Genomic DNA, 19,570 nt, shown 5'->3' on the forward strand with positions numbered 1-19,570 from the left:
GCGGCGTGCGCCAATGGCGCCGCCCGGAACCCGGAATCCCCTATGACCCAAGTTGATTTCTACATCCTTCCCAGCGCGGATCCTTCAGCGCGCCTGGACTTTGCCTGCAAACTGAGCGAAAAAGCCTGGCGCCTGGGACACAAGGTCTACCTGCATTGCAGCGACAGCGCCCAGCGCGATGACCTCGACGCCCGCCTCTGGCAGTTCAAGGGCGAAAGCTTCGTGCCCCACGGCCCGGCGGAAAGCGAACCGGAAGGCCGCGTGGTCCTGGGACTGGGCGAAGACCCCGGTCCTCATCAGGACCTGCTGGTCAACCTCGACATGAAAGTGCCAGCCTTTGCCTCGCGCTTTGCCCGCGTGGCGGAAGTGGTGGTGGAAGACCCGGCGATTCGCCAAGCGGCGCGGGACAGTTTCCGTTTCTATCGCGAACAGGGCTATCCTCTGCAAGATCACCGTCTACAGCGACTTTGAGCACCCCGATGGACACTCCCAAACAACCACAGAAAGCCGCGCCCCTGCTGGACGAGCTCGAATCGATCCGCAAGCTGCTCGGCGACGACACCCTGCAACCGCCGCTACTGACCGAAACGGTCGCCAGCGAAGGACAGATCCCCCTGTTGTTCGACATGGTGGGTAATAAAACCAAGGTCGAGGTGCAACCCGAAGTTGTCAGCGCACCTGTAGTCGAGCCAAAACCGGCACCGCCAGTCGTTGCGGCGGAACCCGCCAAACCGAAGAGCCAGGACGCCTTGCTGCACCTGGACAGCGAACTGCGCGCCGCCGCGCAATTGATCATGCAGGACGTGATCGACGATTTCGCCCCGCATATCGAGACCGAGATCAAGCGCCGCCTGGATGCTCGTATGGAACGTCTGCTCAGCCAATATCCTTCCTGACACGGCTCGCCCTCCTTACTCCTTAGTAGAAGCAGGGCTTTCCCAATTCACATCGATCTCAAGTCTGACCAGGACTGGTGGCGAGCGGGCTTGCCCGCGCTGGGCTGCGAAGCGGCCCTGAAACCAGTGATCGCGGTGTATCGGGTACAGCGAGGTGGCCGTTTTTTACGACTGCTTCGCAGCCGAGCGCGGGCTTGCCCGCTCGCCACAACTTCAAACTCCCTGAGCTGACCAAGACTGGGCGCCAGCGGGCATTTTTGTGCCACCGGCCCTCACCTCGCTCTACGCCCCGCGCCATATCCCCGTTATACTTGCCGGCTTTCCTGAATTAATGCCTAAGGGTCCCGCCGCGCATGGATAAGACCTACCAGCCGCACGCCATTGAAACTTCCTGGTACCAGACCTGGGAGGCCGAGAATTACTTCGCCCCGCAAGGCGCCGGCGATCCCTACACCATCATGATCCCGCCGCCGAACGTCACCGGCAGCCTGCACATGGGCCATGGTTTCAACAACGCGATCATGGATGCCCTGATCCGTTTCCGCCGCATGCAGGGTCGCAACACCCTGTGGCAGCCGGGCACCGACCACGCCGGGATCGCCACCCAGATGCTGGTGGAGCGCCAACTCGAAGCCCAGGGCCAGAGTCGCCATGACCTGGGGCGCGAGAAATTCCTGGAAAAGGTCTGGGAATGGAAGGATCAGTCCGGCGGCAATATCAGCCGGCAGATCCGTCGCCTGGGCTCGTCCGTGGACTGGAGCCGCGAGCGCTTCACCATGGACGACGGCCTCTCGGAAGCGGTGAAGGAAGCCTTCGTGCGCCTGCACGAGGACGGCCTGATCTATCGCGGCAAACGCCTGGTCAACTGGGACACCAAGCTGCATACGGCGATTTCCGACCTCGAAGTGGAAAACCATGACGAGAAAGGCTTCCTCTGGAACCTGCGCTACCCGCTGGCTGACGGCGCCAAGACCGCCGAGGGCCTGGACTACCTGATCGTCGCCACCACTCGCCCGGAAACCATGCTCGGCGACTCGGCCGTGGCGGTGAACCCGCAGGACGAACGCTACAAGGCCCTGATCGGCAAGTTTGTCGAACTGCCGCTGGTCGGCCGCCGCATCCCGATCATCGCCGACGATTACTGCGATCCGGAATTCGGCACCGGTTGCGTGAAGATCACCCCGGCCCACGATTTCAACGACTACGAAGTCGGCAAGCGCCACAACCTGCCGCTGCTGAACATCTTCGACAAGAATGCCGCCGTGCTGCCGGCCTGCCAGGTGTTCAACCTCGACGGCACGCTGAACGACAGCATCGATGGCCAGATTCCGGCGCAATACGCCGGCCTCGATCGCTTCGAAGCGCGCAAGCAGATCGTTGCCGACTTCGACGCGGCCAGCCTGCTGGTCAGCGTTGACGACCACGGCCTGAAAGTGCCGAAGGGCGACCGCTCCGGGACCATTATCGAGCCGTGGCTGACCGACCAGTGGTATGTCTCCACCAAGCCGCTGGCCGAACCGGCGATTGCCGCCGTGGAAGACGGCCGCATCGCTTTCGTCCCCAAGCAATATGAAAACATGTACTTCTCCTGGATGCGCGATATCCAGGACTGGTGCATCAGCCGCCAGCTGTGGTGGGGCCACCGGATTCCGGCCTGGTACGACGAGTCGGGCAAGGTCTATGTCGGTCGCGACGAAGCCGAAGTGCGCGCCAAGCACAACCTCGGCCCGGATGTGGCGCTGCAACAGGACAACGACGTTCTCGACACCTGGTTCAGTTCGGGCTTGTGGACCTTCTCCACCCTGGGCTGGCCGGAACAGACCGACTTCCTCAAGACCTTCCACCCCACTGACGTGCTGGTGACCGGTTTCGACATCATTTTCTTCTGGGTCGCCCGGATGATCATGCTGACCATGCACCTGGTGAAGAACGAGGACGGCACCCCGCAGGTACCGTTCAAGACCGTCTACGTCCACGGCCTGGTGCGTGACGGCCAGGGCCAGAAGATGTCCAAGTCCAAGGGCAACGTCCTCGACCCGCTGGATATCATCGACGGCATCGAACTCGAAGCGCTGGTGCAGAAACGTACCACCGGCCTGATGCAGCCCAAGCTGCAGAAAGCCATCGAGAAGCAGACCCGCGCCGAGTTCGCCGACGGTATCGCCAGCTACGGCACCGACGCCCTGCGCTTCACCTTCTGCTCGCTGGCCTCCACCGGTCGTGACATCAAGTTCGACATGGGCCGCGTCGAAGGCTATCGCAACTTCTGCAACAAGATCTGGAACGCCGCGCGCTATGTGCTGGACAAGGGCGACGACTGTGGCCAGAACGGCGAAGCCTACGAGCTGTCCCTGGCCGATCGCTGGATCATCTCGCAGTTGCAGCGCACCGAAGCCGAAGTGACCCGCCAACTCGACCAGTTCCGTTTCGACCTGGCCGCCCAGGCCTTGTACGAGTTCATCTGGAACCAGTATTGCGACTGGTACCTGGAACTGTCCAAGCCGGTGCTGTGGGACGAGAATGCGCCGGTCGAACGCCAGCGCGGCACCCGTCGCACCCTGGTGCGCGTACTGGAAGTGGCCCTGCGCCTGGCGCATCCGTTCATGCCGTTCATCACCGAGGAAATCTGGCAGCGCCTGGCGCCGTTGGTCGGTGCCGAGGGCAAGACCATCATGCTGCAACCGTGGCCGGTGGCGAACGAAGCACGCATCGACCAGGGCGCCGAAGACGACATCGAATGGCTCAAGGGCCTGATGCTCGGCGTGCGCAACATTCGCGCCGAGATGAATATCGGCCCGGGCAAGCCGTTGGCGTTGTTCCTGAAGAACGTCAATGCCCAGGACCAACGGCGCCTGAACGAGAACGAGCAACTGCTGAAAAAGCTGGCCAAGCTCGAATCGATCACCGTGCTGACGGCCGGCGACGAAGCACCGCTGTCCGCCACCGCCCTGGTGGGTGAGATGGAAGTGCTGGTGCCGATGGCCGGGCTGATCGACAAGGGCGCCGAACTGGCGCGCCTGGACAAGGAAATCCAGCGTCTGCAAGGCGAAGTGCAACGGGTCGGCGGCAAGCTGGCGAATGCCGCGTTCGTCGACAAGGCCCCGGCCGAAGTCATCGAGAAGGAGCGCGCCAAGCTGGCCGAGGCCGAACAGGCCCTGGGCAAGCTGGCCGAGCAACATGCGCGGATCGCCAGCCTGTAATCGTGGCGATTGATTGAAAAAGGGAGGCCATCGGGCCTCCCTTTTTCATGTCCACATGCAACCCTGGGCCTATCTCTTGCAGGCAGCACAAAACCGGTGGGAGCGGAGCTTGTCGGGACGCCGCACCGCCGCGAAACTTTTGGTGGTTTCACAGGCCTCTTCGCGGATAAATCCGGCTCGCACAATCTCCGCGTCGAACCGAAAGCCCGCATACAAGCAAAACCCTGTGGGACAATACCCACCAATTAACGTCCAGCCCGAATCGACCCTGCCCATGACCGCCCCAAGCAAACCCAAAGCCCCGCGCAAGAAGCCCAAGCCCGCACCCCCGGCCAAGGCCGTCGAGCCCCGCGAAAAAGCCAGCCTGCACCCACGCAATCGCCATCAGGGCCGCTACGACTTCCCTCAACTGATCAAGAGCTGCCCCGAGCTGGGCCGGTTCGTGATCCTCAACCCCTACGGCAAGGAAAGCATCGACTTCGCCGACCCGGCCGCGGTGCGCGTGTTCAACCGCGCCCTGCTCAAGGCGTTCTACGGGATCGCCCACTGGGACATCCCGGCGGACTTCCTCTGCCCGCCAGTACCGGGCCGAGCCGACTACGTGCATTTCCTCGCCGACCTGCTGGCCGAAGACAATGCAGGCGTGATCCCCAAGGGCGCGGCGGTGCGCGTGCTGGATATCGGCGTCGGCGCCAACTGTATCTACCCGTTGATCGGCCACAGCGACTACCGCTGGCAGTTTCTCGGTTCGGACATCAATCCCACCGCCCTCGCCGCCGCCAAGGCCATCGTCCAGTCCAACGGCCTGAACAAGGCCATCAGCCTGCGCCTGCAAGGCCAGCCGAAGCAGATCCTCAGTGGCCTGCTGGAAGACACCGAGCGCTTCGACCTGACCATGTGCAATCCGCCGTTCCACACCTCCCTGGACGAAGCCCAAAGCGGCAGCCGGCGTAAATGGCGGGCACTCGGCAAGGCCGATCCGCAGCGCAAGCTGCCGGTGTTGAACTTTGGCGGGCAAGCGGCGGAATTGTGGTGTGAAGGCGGTGAAATACGCTTTGTGAGCCAACTGATCGCCGAAAGCAGCGCCCTCGGCCAGCAAGTGTTGTGGTTCAGCACCCTGGTGTCCAAGGCGTCCAACCTGCCCGCCATCGAAAGCGCCCTGAAAAAGGCCGGCGCCCCGCACAGCCGGGTGGTGGAAATGTCCCAGGGGCAGAAACAGAGTCGTTTCGTCGCCTGGACCTTCCAGGACCCGGCGCAACGCCAGGCATGGCGCCGGGAACGCTGGAGCCGGCTTAACGGCTGAGTCATGCTGCCCCGCCGGGCGCCCGGCACTTTTCCACAGGCGAAAAAAAACCGTGCCCGGATAAACTCCGGGGCACGGTTTCACTGCATCTTACTTGTTCACAGCGTCGGTCAGGCCTTTGGCCACAACCAGCTTGATCACTTTCTTGGCAGGGATTTCGATGGCAGCGCCAGTCGACGGGTTACGGCCGGTACGGGCAGGACGCTCGGTCACTTTCAGTTTGCCAACGCCTGGCAGAGTGATTTCGCCGCCGTTTTCCAATTGATCAGCAACGATCTGGGCCAGTTGGTCCAGAGCGGCACGCGCGGTGGTTTTCGGCGCGTCGATAGCTTCGGCGATATCGGCGATCAGTTGGTCTTTGGTAATAGCCATTGAGATGTTCCTTCCCTATCAAATTCATTTGGATTGCAGAGTGCAGTGTCAGCCATCGAGCCAGCCTTGTGCCCCCCCGCTGACAACCACGACGGATCGCAGATGTAGATAGCAGAATTGGGGTTTGGTTCGACGTGACACCTGCTGAATGCACGCTTTGCGCCGTTACCGAGCGCAAGACCGGGCAAAACTAGCACAGAGACGGGGAAATATCCGCCTCTACCTAGCCATTTGGTCAGCTTTTGCGCTCGTTTTCGAAAAAAAAGCTGTCTGAAACCGCTCATCCCGCCAGAACGACCGGGCAAAGGCGGATTCAGCCCCCGGGTGCGGTACACTGGGAGCTTTTCCGGGGAGCTCGCCTTCCCCCTGACAAATCAGCCGAGAAACCTATGCCGATCCGTCATTGCATCGTCCACCTGATCGACAAAAAACCCGACGGCAGCCCTGCGGTCCTGCATGCCCGTGACTCCGAACTGGCCGAATCCCAGGCCATCGAGCACATGCTCGCCGACCTCAACGAAAGCTATAACGCCAAGCAGGGCAAAGCCTGGGGCTTCTTCCATGCCGAGTCCGGCGCGCATCCGTTCAGCGGCTGGCTGAAGGAATACCTGGACGGCGGCAAGGACTTCACCGCGTTCAGCCGGATTGCCGTCGAACATCTGCAAAAACTGATGGAAGAATCCAACCTCTCGGTGGGTGGCCATGTGCTGTTCGCGCACTACCAGCAAGGCATGACCGACTACCTGGCGATCGCCCTGCTGCACCACAGCGAAGGCGTGGCGGTGAACGCCGAGCTGGACGTGACCCCATCACGCCACCTCGACCTGGGCCAATTGCACCTGGCGGCGCGGATCAATCTGTCCGAATGGCAGAACAACAAGCAGTCCAAACAGTACATTTCCTTCATCAAGGGCAAGAACGGGAAAAAGGTTTCGGAGTATTTCCGCGACTTTATCGGCTGCCAGGAAGGCGTCGATGGTCCGGGCGAGACCCGCACCCTGCTCAAGGCCTTCAGCGACTTCGTCGAAAGCGAAGACCTGCCCGAGGACGATGCCCGGGAAAAAACCAAGACCCTGGTGGACTACGCCAGCAGCCAGGCCAAGATGGGCGAGCCCATGGGCCTGGAAGAGCTCTCCGGGCTGATCGACGAGGACCGTCCACGGGCGTTCTACGAACATATCCGCAACAAGGACTACGGCCTGTCACCGGAGATCCCGGCGGACAAGCGCACCCTGAACCAGTTCCGCCGCTTCACCGGCCGCGCCGAAGGCCTGTCCATCAGCTTCGAGGCGCACTTGCTGGGTTCGAAGATCGAGTATGACGAAGAAGCCGGCACCCTGATCATCAAGGGCCTGCCAACGCAACTGACCGATCAGCTCAAGCGACGCAAGGACTGAGTCATGCTCACAGGCATGCTGAAGAAGGTCCTGCTGATCCTGCTGGTGGTCGTGGCCTATCAGAACTGGGGCAAGATCGAGCGGGTGTTCAACCCTGGCGCCGGGGTTTCCGAACAGACCCTGGCCAAGGCCCGGGTGGTGCTTTATGCCACCGACTGGTGCGGCTACTGCAAGCAGACCCGGCGTTTTCTCGAGCAGAAAGGCATTCCCTACCAGGAATTCGATATCGAGAAAGACGCCGCCGCGCGCAAGGCCTATCAGGCCCTGGGCGGTGGCGGGATCCCGATGCTGGACGTGAACGGCACCTTGATCCGTGGCTATGAACCCGAGGCTATTCTGGCCGCGCTTCGATCCTGAAGCCGAGTCGCGGGAAGTGCACATGCACCACGCCCGCGCGTTCATCCTCGCGCCGCACGATCAACTCTTCGCAACCGGCAAACACCAGTTCGCCCGCCACCGGATCGACGCCATAATCGGTTGCCGCGACGATCACCGGCTGGCCGACCGCAAAGCCGTTCGGATCATTGAACGGCTCAACCGGAAGCGCTGCCGGTGTCGACTCACGCGCCACCTGCAGGGCCTGTTCGGCACTCATTTCACTCGGCGCGCCATGCCCGAACGCCATGACCCGGGCGAACCAGGTCGCCACCGCCGGATACCCGTCCACCAACGGCGCGGTCACCGGCGCCGCCTTGAGGAACCACAGCGGATGCGCCATGGCAAAGTCGGCAATCGACGGCTCGCCGAACAGGAAGTCGCCCTCCTCGCGCTGCAATTGCTGCTCCAGGCGCGCCATGAATACCGGCCACTGGTGCCTGGCCTGCTCCAGCGGAACACGCGAGGCCGAGCCGCCACTGAACAGACCGGCGCGATCGATCATGAAGCTCTTGAGCTGCTCCGGGGAAAACCGCGCAAAGCGCACCGCCGCCGATTCGGGCTGGAGTACCAGACTCACCGCGTGGCTGAACACCACCGAATCGGCCCAGGCGGCAAAAGTTGCCGCGACCATTTCCCGGCCTTCGGGGAACAGGCTCGGCACTGCCTTCTCCTGCTCCAGGCGTCGGGCGATCAAGGCGGTGTCGCAGTAGATATCGGCACCGACCTGCAACACCGGGGTTTTCCGATAGCCACCGGTCAGCGTCGTCAGGTCGGGTTTGGGCATCATCGGCGGAATGTGCACCGAGCGCCAGGAAAGCCCTTTGAACCCGAGCAGCAAACGGGCTTTTTCGGAAAAGGGAGACGTCGGGTAATGATGCAGAATCAACTCAGGCATGCTGGAGTCCGCCGGGTAAATGAGAACCCGAAGCTTAGCCTGCAAATCGCTGGCGGCCTACCCGGCAGGCCTGATGTCACCTTATCAATGGTATCAATTGCCAGGGAGTCGAAAGGCAGCGTGGCAGGGTAAGCTGGCGGTTTGACCGGAATGGAGGCTGAAGTGACCGCCTATTTTCCAGCGCTGGCCATTGGCGGTCAGAGGCTGGAGGGTGTAATTCTGAGCGGCCCAAACGAATTCGGGCTAGCACATGGCTAGCCCGTCTATTCCATCTACACAACGCCCAAGTCCTTTAGGCGGCTTTGTGGTTTTCGGTTACTTCAATTTCAATTCCAAGGTCAGCGGCGTCCAACAAATTTACCAGGGCATCCAGAGAAAATTTATCAATTTTCCCTTGCATCAAATCACTCAAGCGCGGTTGCGTCACATGCAGACGCTTGGCAGCGTCCTTCTGATGCAAATCCCAGCCTTTGATCGTGCGCGTAAGCACACGCATCAGCTTGGAACGCAAACGCAGATTTGCGGCTTCTCCTGGTGAGTCAAACAACGCAGACCACACATCGGTGTAGCGTTCGTTTGCCATGGGGGTTGTCCTCATTTAAAAACCGTACCACTCAACTCAACTGTTACAAGGTTACAAGGCCGTTTGTCACGTCTGACCGCGCTCCCCTTCCGGCAGAAGGGGGAACCGCAACGTTCAGCCTAGCGACTTAAACCGAGCTTTCGCCAAGTCGATGTCGCGCTTTTCCGTCTTTTCTGTGGTTTTTCTGAACGCGTGCAGCACGTAGATTGCCTCTGGACGATTAACCACATAAAACACGCGAAAAGCACCGTCTTTACATTTCACCCGGATCTCGTTGACCCCGGGCCCGACCGATTTCATCGGCTTCCAGTCACTCGCCTCTTCGCCTTCTTGCAGTGACTCTAGCTCATACGCTACCCGTTGCTTCGCGCCATCAGGGAAAGCCCCAATAACCTTCTTGCTGGTACCGCAAAACTCTATTGGTTTGATTTCCCGCACCAGCATATTGGCTCCTTCGTCGCAGCTCGCGAACTAGAATTTTCTTGATTTGAGTGGTCACTTTCATATCTCCGAAGGGTTCGAACTGTGTTGTTAGCACTGCTCTGATAGTGTTGCAGATCAAACAATATATCCGTTTAGATATGCGGTCAACCCCCAAAATTGAGTCCCCGACAGACGCTCCTGACTTTCCTGATGCGCGGGTGCAATTCTGGTTCCTCGCGTCGTTGGGCTGGATTGACTCACCTACAGCGCAGAGCAAGCCACACCATGGCGTGTCGACGTGAGGGGGGGTAAGGTCCTGTCAGACAGCCCCCCAGACCTTCAGGGCAAAGCGATGAGGCACCACACCAGGACGGAGGGCGACCATTCAACCGAATCAGTGGGTGACATCAAGAAAATCGAGGCCCTGGGCGCGCTCAAGCTGCTGTCGGGCGGATCCGCGAGTCGCGCCGCCGTAGATGATCTAAACAAGGCCACCGTCCGGAATCTGAACCTGGTGGTAGGACAGAGGCACAACGCCATGGCAAATGGCGATATGTCGGAGCGGATCCAGCGCTTGCCCAACATCGCGACGGTGACCACAGTCGGTGTCCGCGGGCGTCCAGGATCTGTGTCGGCTCCCACAGGGTCAACGTACTGCAGGTGCTGTGCAATCTGCTTGACTTGGTGCAGCAGATGAATACGCAATTGGCCGCATGCCCCCAAATGCCTGGTCCAGCACCTACGTCGGCGGATACTGCAGCGATCACCGCGAAAGTGACAACAGCAGCTCAACTGAGCGCAAAGCTCAAGCCAATCACGCTGTAGTTGAGAGACTGATGGATCGTCAATGATAACCCCGCCTAGCGTCTTTTATCGCTTCTCGCGAAACTCCATAGATGTTTAGATGGGAATCTTTTACGATTTGCATGTTCAGCACCTTCACTGTTTGCTCGTCAATCGACAATGCAAGATCATCGTATCTGTTGTCCTTACTAATGATGTACGCCATTTTGGGTGAGATAGGAAAGTAAAGATCAAGTTCTTCAGGTGGCTTCCCTGGCACTGTATTCCCTGCAGAGTCATGAATATTTACAACTGGGCAATCGCTAGTTATAAAGTCAATACCTGTGTTATTCCTTATAAATGTATGATGATCTGAAGCGGCGGTGCTGCATAGAGAGGCCCCCACATTCAAACCGAGCCTGTAGCTAAGAAACCACCAATTTCGTTCAAAAAGAACTTTAAACGTGTCTACTCCTGGAGTCCCAGCAGGGAGCAAACGCATGCCCTCAAAACATTTATCCTTTACTTTTTTGGTCCTAAAAAGCTGCTGCGCAAGGAAATTACAAAAGCTGGTCATGTATTGGCCTTGCTCAAGGCAACTTGCATTACCACGCTTCAACTCATCAATAACGGGTCTGGCCAAGCCTTCAATCGCGGTATGTGTTCTTTCAAATATACCAAACTGAACAGCCTCTGAAACATTCTTAAGCTCGGCATAACCTTCCAAACCTTCAAGTCCAACATGAAAATCAATTAAAGCCGAGGCTTTCTTAAAATACTCAATTTGTGACTTTTGAAACTCCTGGAGGCCAGGAAAATTCCCGCTTGGCCATAGCTCAATATAAGCCACATCATCATTACTCAGCGCATGTATTTTATTAAAGTCATTTTCTCTCGACAGGCCTTTTACACTATCATTTCTTATATTCCCCTTTTTCGTTGCATACCAAACATTTTTGTCACCTTCAGTCGCCCAAGCACTAAGATAATAGGCCCACACATAATGATGCTTGCGAACTACCGGCAGCATATCCCGCATTTATTTAATCTCCCTCAGTACTACTGACAGTAAATACAGTGCAGAACATAAGCATGCCTTGTTACTATCTCCTACACCATCAGGATTGCACATAAACGCTACCGTCGATGTACTCGATACAGCCCTCCCCAACGGAACCATGATGATACAAAGTTGCGTCCCGCAGGTCAGGCAGCAGAAACAGATAAAGCTGCATGCCAACCTGCAGTCGGGCGATCATTGAGCTTCGTCCAATCTATGGGGCTGCCCACAAGTCACCAGAACATACGATAGCTTTTCCGCTCTTTGGGGTCCAAGACGATGCCACGGCGTACGCCAAAACACCATCCACTTGCTCTAACGATCTCCGCTTGGTGCACCATATGCTCGCTCTTGAGCAAGACTTTGTGACGCCCCCCCCAGGTTCTCAAGTAATGCGGCCTCATCCTGCAGCAGCTCATCCAAAGCCTCAATCGTATCGTTGCTGCTGAAATGTCACGGTGTGAGCGAGGATCCAGCAGAAAAATCTTGGTTAAAGAAAAAATCGAACCGAAAAAGCACTTTTCCCCCTCCCGCCGACGGGCCCTGTACCTATTTTTTGTGCAAAGGGTGCAGGGGTACTCCAGCCCAGGCCTTCTGGAGGCTCTGTGGGGGCGTTGGTAATTTCAAAAAATGCAAGGTTTTGCAAAGAAATGAAGAATTTTTGCGCGGAACTCCAGGATAGCGAGCACGACGGCTGAATTCTGAAGGACCCGATTTAGAAGTGGGAGCCATTGAAATGTGGCTGTTTTCCGAGTTTTCTAATTCTGAATAGATCGCTCCAAGTACATTCTTGAGCCCATCCCAAGGAGCTGTCTGAACGTTTGAATGCCTTAGTTGAAGGGCCTTTTCGGGCATCGGCTACATTTCACAGCCTAGCCAAAAATAGCTTCAGATGGCACCGTATGAGCCATTGTTCGGACGTATGAATTCTGGAATTTATCGTCTATAAATATAATTAACAACTCACCACCCTTATCAGAGCACATAATAAATGACTGATGAAATCGACTTCTCCAAACAGCACGAATATGATGTAGAGATATACTATGACAACCACATAGCGCTCGGAAATGGCACTCTATCATTTGGCGGCGGGAGCTTCATACATATAAACCACAGAAACCCTGACAACTTCATTAGACCAGAAGGTGAGACCACCCTAAACGTAAAAACCAAAACCAGTGATATTTTCACACTATTCAACTGCAAATATGGTCAGGGAGTAATATATTCCGACTTTCTTATTGCAGGAAGCACTAATAGAGGCGTTACATGTATAGGTATCCGATACAGCGACATCTCCGAATGGTTCCTGTATGACCAACGAGTAAATGGGTACGTTGGCGAAAGCATCGTATGGACAAACCTCGTACAGCCCATAGCCGTCTCAGTTGAAACAGACGAAGAGAGTTTTTCTCTAACAAGTGAGACCATTGGCAGCATTAACAAACGCGGTGAAGACCGTACAATTCATGAGCACGTAAATTTTCTCTTCAAGCGAAACAGCGGAGAATTTAGTCTCGCCGACTTGAAAAAAAAGCCGCTTGAGCTTTCAAATTTATTATCTATTTTCATTGCATACCCGTTGTCTATTATCAGCATGTGGGTAAGTTGTGACAATGGGCACCCAATGCCCGCTTACTTCCCCTCATTCAAAAAAATTGAGCGCAACCTTGAGGAGAACTCATTTGAGCGAAACGCCCTAATCTCTAGATCAACTCTTGATAACCGATGGCAAGTGGTTTTTGATAGATATTACAACTCTAAGTACAGAAAAGTTTACTGGACCCGCCTTGCGGCAATGCAAAGACATGAAGGATTTTGGGAATATAGAGTCCTAGGCTATGTAAGTTTTCTTGATGGCTATGTAACTGAGCTCGCCAAAACTTATAAGCTAAAAACAGGCCATAAAAATGAAAAGCTTGAGGCCCTCACGCAGGCGCTAAAAACGCTACAGAACCCGCTCAACCAAGACCAGCACGACGAGTTGGCAGCAAATTTAAAGTCAATCTTCCCACCACCACGAGGGCTTACCTTTTCAGAAAAATACAATTACGCCGTAGATACTACGGATAGCGACATTATGAAGGTGATAAACCTATCAACTGATGATTTCAAATCAATAAAGTACGTAAGAGATCAAATAGCTCATGGCAATGCTGTCGACTCGGCCAAAAGTCCTTATGAGAAAATACACTCAATTACAGAAAAGCTGGCACTCCTATTAACATACTGGGCACTAATAGATTTTGGGATCACCCCTAATGAATTCACCTCAAATCTAATCAGAACAAATAATACTTTGAAATTCAACAACGCACTAAATCTAGTACATCTTGAGCGCATTACAAACTCCGCATTATTCATTAGCGTTTCGGAGGAAACATACAGCAAACTAACCAGCAACATCCACATCATCATTAATGCCTGCTTCACTCAAAATACAGAAGGCGAGATACAATATTCCGAGCAATATGCATCAGTATATTTGGCCTGGTATAAAAAATCCGCAGCGACCCCTGGACTATCTACCTTTGAAGAAATATTTGGCGTAACCAAGGAAAGGGTGAAATATTGGGCTACAGCATATCTGGAATGCGCTGATAAACGAAAGGAAATTTTCGGCGCATATGTTATCAATATTTGAAGCAAAGGCTGCTAGAAGAGAGTTAGATATTTACCCCTGATCCAACTCACCATAACGTTGATACAGCTCTAAGCTAAGTACTTCCACGCAGGGAAGATAGTCAGTAGGGGAGCCATAGTAGGAAGTGAACGGTTCGGCACAGAAATGCTGAACATGCCCCCCCAAAGCGCACACCGATCGTGTCCCAGGAAGTGGTGTAACTCATCATGGCTCTGGCCACTGAGTTTACCGTTTAGTTGATCACGGCCTGGAGGTGCAAATGGCTACTTTGCTGAAGAGCATGTCAGACTCTGGCCATGATCTCGTCTCCCTCACAATAGGATGCAAGCATGAGCACTGAACAGTTCCCTCAATGGACACCCTCCGAGCTGTTCAAGGATCGGCCAGAAAGCTCAAAGATTCGCGATCAGATTTTCGCCGCTTATGAACTCGTTGAAGGTCTGACGTTGAGCCAACCTCCCTCATTGGCTGAGCTGGAGTCGGTTTGCAAATGGGTGAATGCAAATGACAATACCTTCTTACCCCTCTTCGTGAAATATCATCGAACGCTGAAACGAGTTTATTCATCGTCACTGTCCGAGAAAATTTCGGCGCTCGCCCAACATCATTGTTCGATATGCACCATCCATGATGGTGGGCTTCCCACGCACGTGATCTCCATTCGAATTCCTCCCATTTCCAAGCAAGCAGCCGCTCAAACACGAGGGAGAAGAGCAGCGTTCGAGCGGGCTATCAAATATCGTTTCGCTGGACATCTAACCCCATTCCCGGCAGACACCTCGATCTGCCTCCTCATTGTCTTCGTCGTGAAAGCATCAGGCGCGCAAAAGGATTTAGACAACATGGCCAAAGCCATCCTCGATGCCGTTAAAAATGTGCTTTTCGGTGATGACAGGAGAATTGATCACCTGAACATCATCCGAATCAAGTCTCCGGATGAGGAATTCGTCTACCTGAATATTCGGGAAACCCGCCTCAATGAGCATCACGACGTGCTTTTCCCACGAATGCTCCACACATGGGCTGGCGCACAGCCGCTCAACTTAGAGGATTTTCTTGAGGAGACATAAGCCGGGCACCTCTACCCTGGAGGTTGGTGCCAGCTCCTGCAAGTAGACTCCAGGAGGCCTACTCCTATCTTTGATACAGCATCGCTGGCTCACGCCAGAGTTCGTGACACACCGCAGTATAAAATCTTCACTCGGTTGCGCGGCTTATTGAGGAAGACGAGGAGCACGGGGTCGAACACAGCGACCTTGATGTCCAGCTCGACTAGCGCAGCCAACCCATCAATGGATTTTCGAAAGTCGACGGGCTTGGGGTACAGATAGACTTTTCGACTTTGGCGTCGCATCATGGCGAACGGACTCCTGAGAGAATCGGGAGCACAGCATCCGGCACCAGCTAAGCGCTTTGAATGTGGGGTTCATTGAGTGCATACCGTGTGTTCACCGCCCCCTTACGATAAAGTGTCCACATTACGTCCACACCCAATGACAACAGCTTCACATATTGACTGAATATATCCCGAGCGCCCCAATGTTTCCGGCCACTACCCCGTGGTTACTGGCATGAATTAATGATGAAGAATCAACTCAGGCATGCTGGAGTCCGCCGGGTAAATGAGAACCCGAAGCTTAGCCTGCAAATCGCTGGCGGCCTACCCAGCCAGCCTGATGCCGCCTCATCAACGGTATCAATTGCCAGGGAGTCGAAAGGCAGCGTGGCAGGGTAAGCTGGCGGTTTGACCGGAATGGAGGCCGAAGTGACCGCCTATTTTCCAGCGCTGGCCATTGGCGGTCAGATGTACGATTTCGCTCACCTTGAGCCGTTCACCTTCACGATTTCAAGCCAGTTGGCCAAACGTGATTTGCGCATACATGCAACCTTCTCTAATCACTGTTTTACCCAGAGCTACGACGCGGTAACGCATCCAGCTGGAGAGCCGATCATTCCTGACGGTAAGCGACAACGGACATTCTGCCCCATTCGTCATCGACTATCTCAAAACCTACCGGCCGTTATTTTGCAAAGGCTGACGCATCCAAAAGCCAAGGTATGGGAAACGTCGGTCGAGCGTAATTGGTGCTTTTCCATCACCGTTGAAGACCCGAGCGGGCCTTATCATGTCTTTTTTGAGGTAAGACGCGCCGCGCACCAAAAGCGCCAATGGCAGGAGTTGAACCTGGTGGTAGAAAGCGCGTATCCCGAAGGGGAAGGCGGCAGTCTAAACCCGAAAGGATCGATGGCCTTTGCACTACTGTGCGGTAAGGTCTACTTGCGTCAACCAACCGCCACCAAACGCTAGAAGGAGAAAACGAAAAAGACGCCATGAGCGTCTTTTTCGTATTCGGTAAAACAGATCCGGACACCACTTGCGAACCGCCTTGCGCGATTACGACTTTCACCGCTGGGAAGCGCTCAATCTCATCCGGTCAGTCGCTTCGATGCGAGAATCATATTTGAGCATGGCAATGCCGTCAACGACATCCATGGCCAGAGCCAGACCACGATGAGCTATCCAAAGGCGTCCCGGTCATTTCTGCGCAACCGTGAAAGCCTCCAGACTGAACCCCGCCGCCAGGGTTTCCTTGGCACTCTTGCGCAGCTTCTTGATCAGGCGCTCCTGGCGCAGGGCCTCGCTCTTGTCGCGGCAGGCTTCCACATAGACCAGCGCCACCGCCGGGCTGGAGTGGAAGAAGCGCGCGCCCTTGCCACTCTGATGCGAGGCAAACCGCCGCTGCGGATCATCGCTGATCCCGCAATACAACGAACCATTGGCGGCACGCACCAGATAGACAAACCAGGGTTTGACCGCAGGTGCAGCCGGCTCGGTCTCGACACTGCGCGTTTCGCTGATGTTCACGTGGCAAAGGGCTTGATCGCTGACGGGGCCGCGATCTTAGCAGAACCTAACGGCTTGCCTGGAAGGCCTTCAAGCCTTTCAGCGCCTGGGCTCGCACGGCGTTCCTGAGCAATGGCGTCCAGCCCAGCAGCAAGCCCTTGGTCCCCAGCGCCTGACGCGCCCAACGCCAGAGATCGAAGTGGTCATGGTGTTCGCAGATCTTGCCGTCGCGAAACACGAAGCGCGCCTGGATATCGTTGACCACGGTATTGCCGGTCTGGCTGAACAGGTAGGTCGCCACCCAATGGGCGCCACCGCCGCGCTCGTCGGCACGGACATTGTCGAAAGTCAGGGAGAAGTCCTTGGCGCGAGTGGTCAGCATGCGCCACATATCGCCGGCATCACGCCCACGCAGCTCGCCAAACGCCGGATCACTGAACAACACATCCTCGGTGTAACAGGCACTCATGGCCTCGGCATCCAGCCGCTGGAACGCTTTATAGAACTCAGTAATCAACGCGTTGTGGGCATCACTCATGAACGGGCTCCGTGCAGGTAGAAGGATCGCCTGCACGATAGTCTGCAAATGCGCGGCTGACTATTGGCATTTGCAACCCGAATACCGGGAGTGTGGGGGGCTTCAGAGTTTTTCACTGGTCACCCGCACATAATTCGCCCGACCGGCACCGAGCCCGAAGATAATGGCGCCGAGGCCGATCACGCCGAAGATCCAGCCCAGCGCCGCCCAGCTACCGGTAAGGTCATGCACCAGCCCGACCGCGAATGGCCCCATGGACGCCAGGGTATAGCCAATGCCCTGGGCCATGCCCGACAGGTTCGCCGCCACATGGGCATCGCGCGAGCGCAGCACGATCAAGGTCAGCGCCAGGCTGAAGGTGCCCCCCTGTCCCAGGCCGAGCAGGATCGCCCAACCCCAGAGCCCTTCGAGCGGCGCATACAAGCAACCGAACAGGCCGCCCAAAGTCAGTACCATCACCACGACAATCGCCAACCGCTGATCCTTGCCGCGCGTCGCCAGCCAGGGCGCCGCCAGGGAGCTGAGCAGTTGCACCAGGATCGAGCCGGACAGCACGATTCCCGCCTGGGTGGCGCTCAGGCCGCGCCCGATCAACACCGAGGGCAACCAGCCGAAGACGATGTAGGCCAGGGACGATTGCAGGCCCATGTACAGGGTGACCTGCCAGGCCAGCGGATCGCGCAGCAGACCACTTACGCGGTAGGCCACGTGATGGGCAGCGTGTTTCTGTCCCACTTGCGGCAACCAGAAAATCGCCGCCAGCAGCGCCGGCACGCCCCAGAAACCCAGGCCGATCGACCAGCTCTCGCCAAAGTGCTGGCTCAGCGGCACCGTGGCCCCCGCCGCCAGTGCCGCGCCCAGGCACAGGGCCATGGTGTAGACGCCGGTCATGATCCCGGCCTGCTTTGCGAAGTCGCGCTTGACGATGCCGGGCAACAGCACACCGATCACCCCGATGCTCGCGCCGGCCAGCACACTGCCGGCAAACAGGCCGAACTCACCCGCCGAGCTGCGCAGAACGATCCCTCCCGCCAGGGTCAACAGAATCCCCAGCACCACCCGCTCGCTGCCGAAACGCCGGGCCAGCAGCGGTGCCAGGGGTGCCGCCAGGCCGAGGCAGAGCACTGGCAAGGTGGTCAGCAGGCCGGCCTTGGCCGCCGACAAGCCCAGGCTGCGGGACACGTCGCCGAGCAACGGCGCCATGCTCGACAACGCCGGGCGCAGGTTCAGGGCCACCAGCACCAGACCCAGCAACAGCAGCCACGGGCGACGTAGCAGCGGTTGGCTGTGCTGGACCAGGTCGTCATCGGCCTCGGCGTCGATCAGTAGCCGGTCGAGTTCGACCGGCCGCGAGAGCGTGCTGCTTTCTAGAGGAGAACGGGACAGGGGACGCTCGCTTTCAAGGTTCATTGATCAGAGTCCGGCACAAGGTCTTGGCGCGTTCAGGGTCCTGCTGTTCCACCGCTTCGAGCAGGGCGACATGCAGGTCGAACACCGATTGGCGCCGGGGGCTGATATCCAGGGTCTGGCGCAGGGCACCGGCGATCACGCTGGAAAAGTAACGGTACAGCTCGCTGAGCATCGGGTTGTGCGCGGCGTCGATCAGACGCTGGTGAAACGCCAGGTCGCAGCTGATGTAGCGGTCGAGGTCGCCGTGATAGTGCTCGCCGCTGATATCGAGGGCCTCGTGCAAGCCCTTGAGGTCGTCTTCGGTCCGCCGCAAGGCGGCCAGGCCGACGGCCTCCACCTCGAAGCTGTGTCGGGTCTCGCGGGCCTGGTCGAGAGAACAGCGCGACAGTACCTGCAGGGTCGCCAGCGGATCGATGGTCGCTCGCAGGTAGCTGCCGTCGCCCTGGCGGATCTCGATCAAGCCGGAAAACGCAAGCACGCGCAGAGCTTCACGCACGGTGTTACGACTGATACCCAGCTCCGCGGCCAGCTCCGGCTCGGTGGGCAGCCGCGCACCCACGACCCAGGTGCCAAGGCGAATGCGTTCGCGCAATTGCTCCAGGGCCTGATCGACCAGGGAGCGCTTTATGAGAGGAATACTTTGAGACATGGAAGTCACTCTAACATCCAATCATAGGATGAATTAGCAAAAAGACTACTCCAAGCGTAACGGTGAGTTCAAGAACCAGAATGTGCAGATCCGTGAAACCACGAAGGTTGGCGGCAATATATCTCAGCCTTCTGACATGGATGATCGAGCCGCTGTCCATGGATGCCTTCGTTGTTTGAGTAAGGCGGAAA

Annotated in this window: 19 protein-coding genes and 1 pseudogene; 10 read left to right on the forward strand and 10 right to left on the reverse strand. The window is 56.9% G+C overall.

The window, feature by feature from the left end; genetic code table 11:
• The first annotated feature begins 42 nt into the window (after positions 1–42).
• From PFEN_RS02980 to rlmF, 4 genes are all read left to right on the forward strand, one after another.
• Positions 43–471 (forward strand): DNA polymerase III subunit chi, encoded by a 429-nt coding sequence (locus PFEN_RS02980; RefSeq protein ID WP_191485540.1) that lies wholly within the window; start codon positions 43–45, stop codon positions 469–471.
• 8 nt (positions 472–479) lie between these two features.
• Entirely contained in the window at positions 480–896 is a 417-nt protein-coding gene (locus PFEN_RS02985; RefSeq protein ID WP_191485541.1) for a DNA polymerase III subunit chi, read from the forward strand.
• Positions 897–1,249: 353 nt separating this feature from the next.
• The gene (locus PFEN_RS02990; RefSeq protein WP_191485542.1) at positions 1,250–4,096 is read left to right on the forward strand and encodes a valine--tRNA ligase; all 2,847 of its coding nucleotides are present in this window, start codon (positions 1,250–1,252) and stop codon (positions 4,094–4,096) included.
• Positions 4,097–4,370: 274 nt separating this feature from the next.
• Entirely contained in the window at positions 4,371–5,399 is a 1,029-nt protein-coding gene (gene rlmF, locus PFEN_RS02995; RefSeq protein WP_191485543.1) for a 23S rRNA (adenine(1618)-N(6))-methyltransferase RlmF, read from the forward strand.
• Between the two features lie 90 nt (positions 5,400–5,489).
• On the opposite strand, the gene PFEN_RS03000 is transcribed toward rlmF, so the two are convergent.
• Entirely contained in the window at positions 5,490–5,771 is a 282-nt protein-coding gene (locus PFEN_RS03000; RefSeq protein ID WP_191485544.1) for an HU family DNA-binding protein, read from the reverse strand.
• Between the two features lie 389 nt (positions 5,772–6,160).
• On the opposite strand from PFEN_RS03000, the gene yejK reads away from it, so the two are divergent.
• Together yejK and PFEN_RS03010 are read left to right on the forward strand one after the other, a co-directional pair.
• A complete protein-coding gene (gene yejK, locus PFEN_RS03005; protein ID WP_191485545.1) occupies positions 6,161–7,168 on the forward strand; it encodes a nucleoid-associated protein YejK in 1,008 nt (335 codons plus the stop codon).
• Positions 7,169–7,171: 3 nt separating this feature from the next.
• Positions 7,172–7,525, forward strand: a complete 354-nt coding sequence (locus tag PFEN_RS03010) for a glutaredoxin family protein (RefSeq protein WP_191485546.1) — start codon at positions 7,172–7,174, stop codon at positions 7,523–7,525.
• On the opposite strand, the gene PFEN_RS03015 is transcribed toward PFEN_RS03010, so the two are convergent.
• The 3 genes from PFEN_RS03015 to PFEN_RS03025 all read right to left on the reverse strand — a co-directional run bounded on the left by PFEN_RS03015 (position 7,500) and on the right by PFEN_RS03025 (position 9,468).
• Positions 7,500–8,441 carry a glutathione S-transferase family protein gene (locus PFEN_RS03015; protein ID WP_191485547.1) on the reverse strand — a complete coding sequence of 314 codons (942 nt, stop codon included), beginning with the start codon at positions 8,439–8,441 and terminating at the stop codon, positions 7,500–7,502. The two genes, PFEN_RS03010 and PFEN_RS03015, sit on opposite strands and share 26 nt — an antisense overlap.
• Positions 8,442–8,733: 292 nt before the next feature.
• Positions 8,734–9,024, reverse strand: coding sequence for a helix-turn-helix domain-containing protein (locus PFEN_RS03020; RefSeq protein WP_191485548.1), 291 nt, complete (start codon positions 9,022–9,024; stop codon positions 8,734–8,736).
• A gap of 114 nt (positions 9,025–9,138) precedes the next feature.
• Positions 9,139–9,468: a type II toxin-antitoxin system RelE/ParE family toxin gene (locus tag PFEN_RS03025; protein WP_191485549.1), complete on the reverse strand. Its 330-nt coding sequence runs from the start codon at positions 9,466–9,468 to the stop codon at positions 9,139–9,141.
• 340 nt (positions 9,469–9,808) lie between these two features.
• On the opposite strand from PFEN_RS03025, the pseudogene PFEN_RS30400 reads away from it, so the two are divergent.
• A pseudogene (locus tag PFEN_RS30400) lies at positions 9,809–10,272 on the forward strand (hypothetical protein); the annotation flags it as partial.
• Between the two features lie 19 nt (positions 10,273–10,291).
• Here the strand turns inward: PFEN_RS30400 and PFEN_RS03030 are convergent.
• The gene (locus PFEN_RS03030; RefSeq protein ID WP_191485550.1) at positions 10,292–11,269 is read right to left on the reverse strand and encodes a DUF4238 domain-containing protein; all 978 of its coding nucleotides are present in this window, start codon (positions 11,267–11,269) and stop codon (positions 10,292–10,294) included.
• A gap of 1,012 nt (positions 11,270–12,281) precedes the next feature.
• Here PFEN_RS03030 and PFEN_RS03035 point away from each other — a divergent pair.
• Positions 12,282–13,937 carry a HEPN domain-containing protein gene (locus PFEN_RS03035; protein ID WP_191485551.1) on the forward strand — a complete coding sequence of 552 codons (1,656 nt, stop codon included), beginning with the start codon at positions 12,282–12,284 and terminating at the stop codon, positions 13,935–13,937.
• Positions 13,938–14,266: 329 nt separating this feature from the next.
• Entirely contained in the window at positions 14,267–15,007 is a 741-nt protein-coding gene (locus tag PFEN_RS03040; RefSeq protein ID WP_191485552.1) for a RusA family crossover junction endodeoxyribonuclease, read from the forward strand.
• 89 nt (positions 15,008–15,096) lie between these two features.
• Here PFEN_RS03040 and tnpB read toward each other — a convergent pair whose 3' ends face one another.
• Complete coding sequence (gene tnpB, locus PFEN_RS03045; protein ID WP_224770874.1) at positions 15,097–15,294, reverse strand: IS66 family insertion sequence element accessory protein TnpB; 198 nt, start codon at positions 15,292–15,294, stop codon at positions 15,097–15,099.
• A gap of 396 nt (positions 15,295–15,690) precedes the next feature.
• On the opposite strand from tnpB, the gene PFEN_RS03050 reads away from it, so the two are divergent.
• Positions 15,691–16,245: a hypothetical protein gene (locus PFEN_RS03050; protein WP_191485553.1), complete on the forward strand. Its 555-nt coding sequence runs from the start codon at positions 15,691–15,693 to the stop codon at positions 16,243–16,245.
• Between the two features lie 228 nt (positions 16,246–16,473).
• Here the strand turns inward: PFEN_RS03050 and PFEN_RS03055 are convergent, their stop codons facing one another.
• The 4 genes from PFEN_RS03055 to PFEN_RS03070 all read right to left on the reverse strand — a co-directional run bounded on the left by PFEN_RS03055 (position 16,474) and on the right by PFEN_RS03070 (position 19,379).
• The gene (locus tag PFEN_RS03055) at positions 16,474–16,803 is read right to left on the reverse strand and encodes a GIY-YIG nuclease family protein (RefSeq protein WP_191485554.1); all 330 of its coding nucleotides are present in this window, start codon (positions 16,801–16,803) and stop codon (positions 16,474–16,476) included.
• Between the two features lie 46 nt (positions 16,804–16,849).
• Positions 16,850–17,320 (reverse strand): nuclear transport factor 2 family protein, encoded by a 471-nt coding sequence (locus PFEN_RS03060; RefSeq protein ID WP_191485555.1) that lies wholly within the window; start codon positions 17,318–17,320, stop codon positions 16,850–16,852.
• A gap of 102 nt (positions 17,321–17,422) precedes the next feature.
• Positions 17,423–18,730 carry a CynX/NimT family MFS transporter gene (locus PFEN_RS03065; protein ID WP_191485556.1) on the reverse strand — a complete coding sequence of 436 codons (1,308 nt, stop codon included), beginning with the start codon at positions 18,728–18,730 and terminating at the stop codon, positions 17,423–17,425.
• A complete protein-coding gene (locus PFEN_RS03070; protein WP_191485557.1) occupies positions 18,720–19,379 on the reverse strand; it encodes a FadR/GntR family transcriptional regulator in 660 nt (219 codons plus the stop codon). The genes PFEN_RS03065 and PFEN_RS03070 overlap by 11 nt, the downstream gene beginning before the upstream one ends.
• Positions 19,380–19,570 lie beyond the last annotated feature (191 nt).

The organism is Pseudomonas sp. FEN (genome assembly GCF_904067045.1).
In the GTDB taxonomy this organism is placed as follows: Bacteria; Pseudomonadota; Gammaproteobacteria; order Pseudomonadales; family Pseudomonadaceae; genus Aquipseudomonas.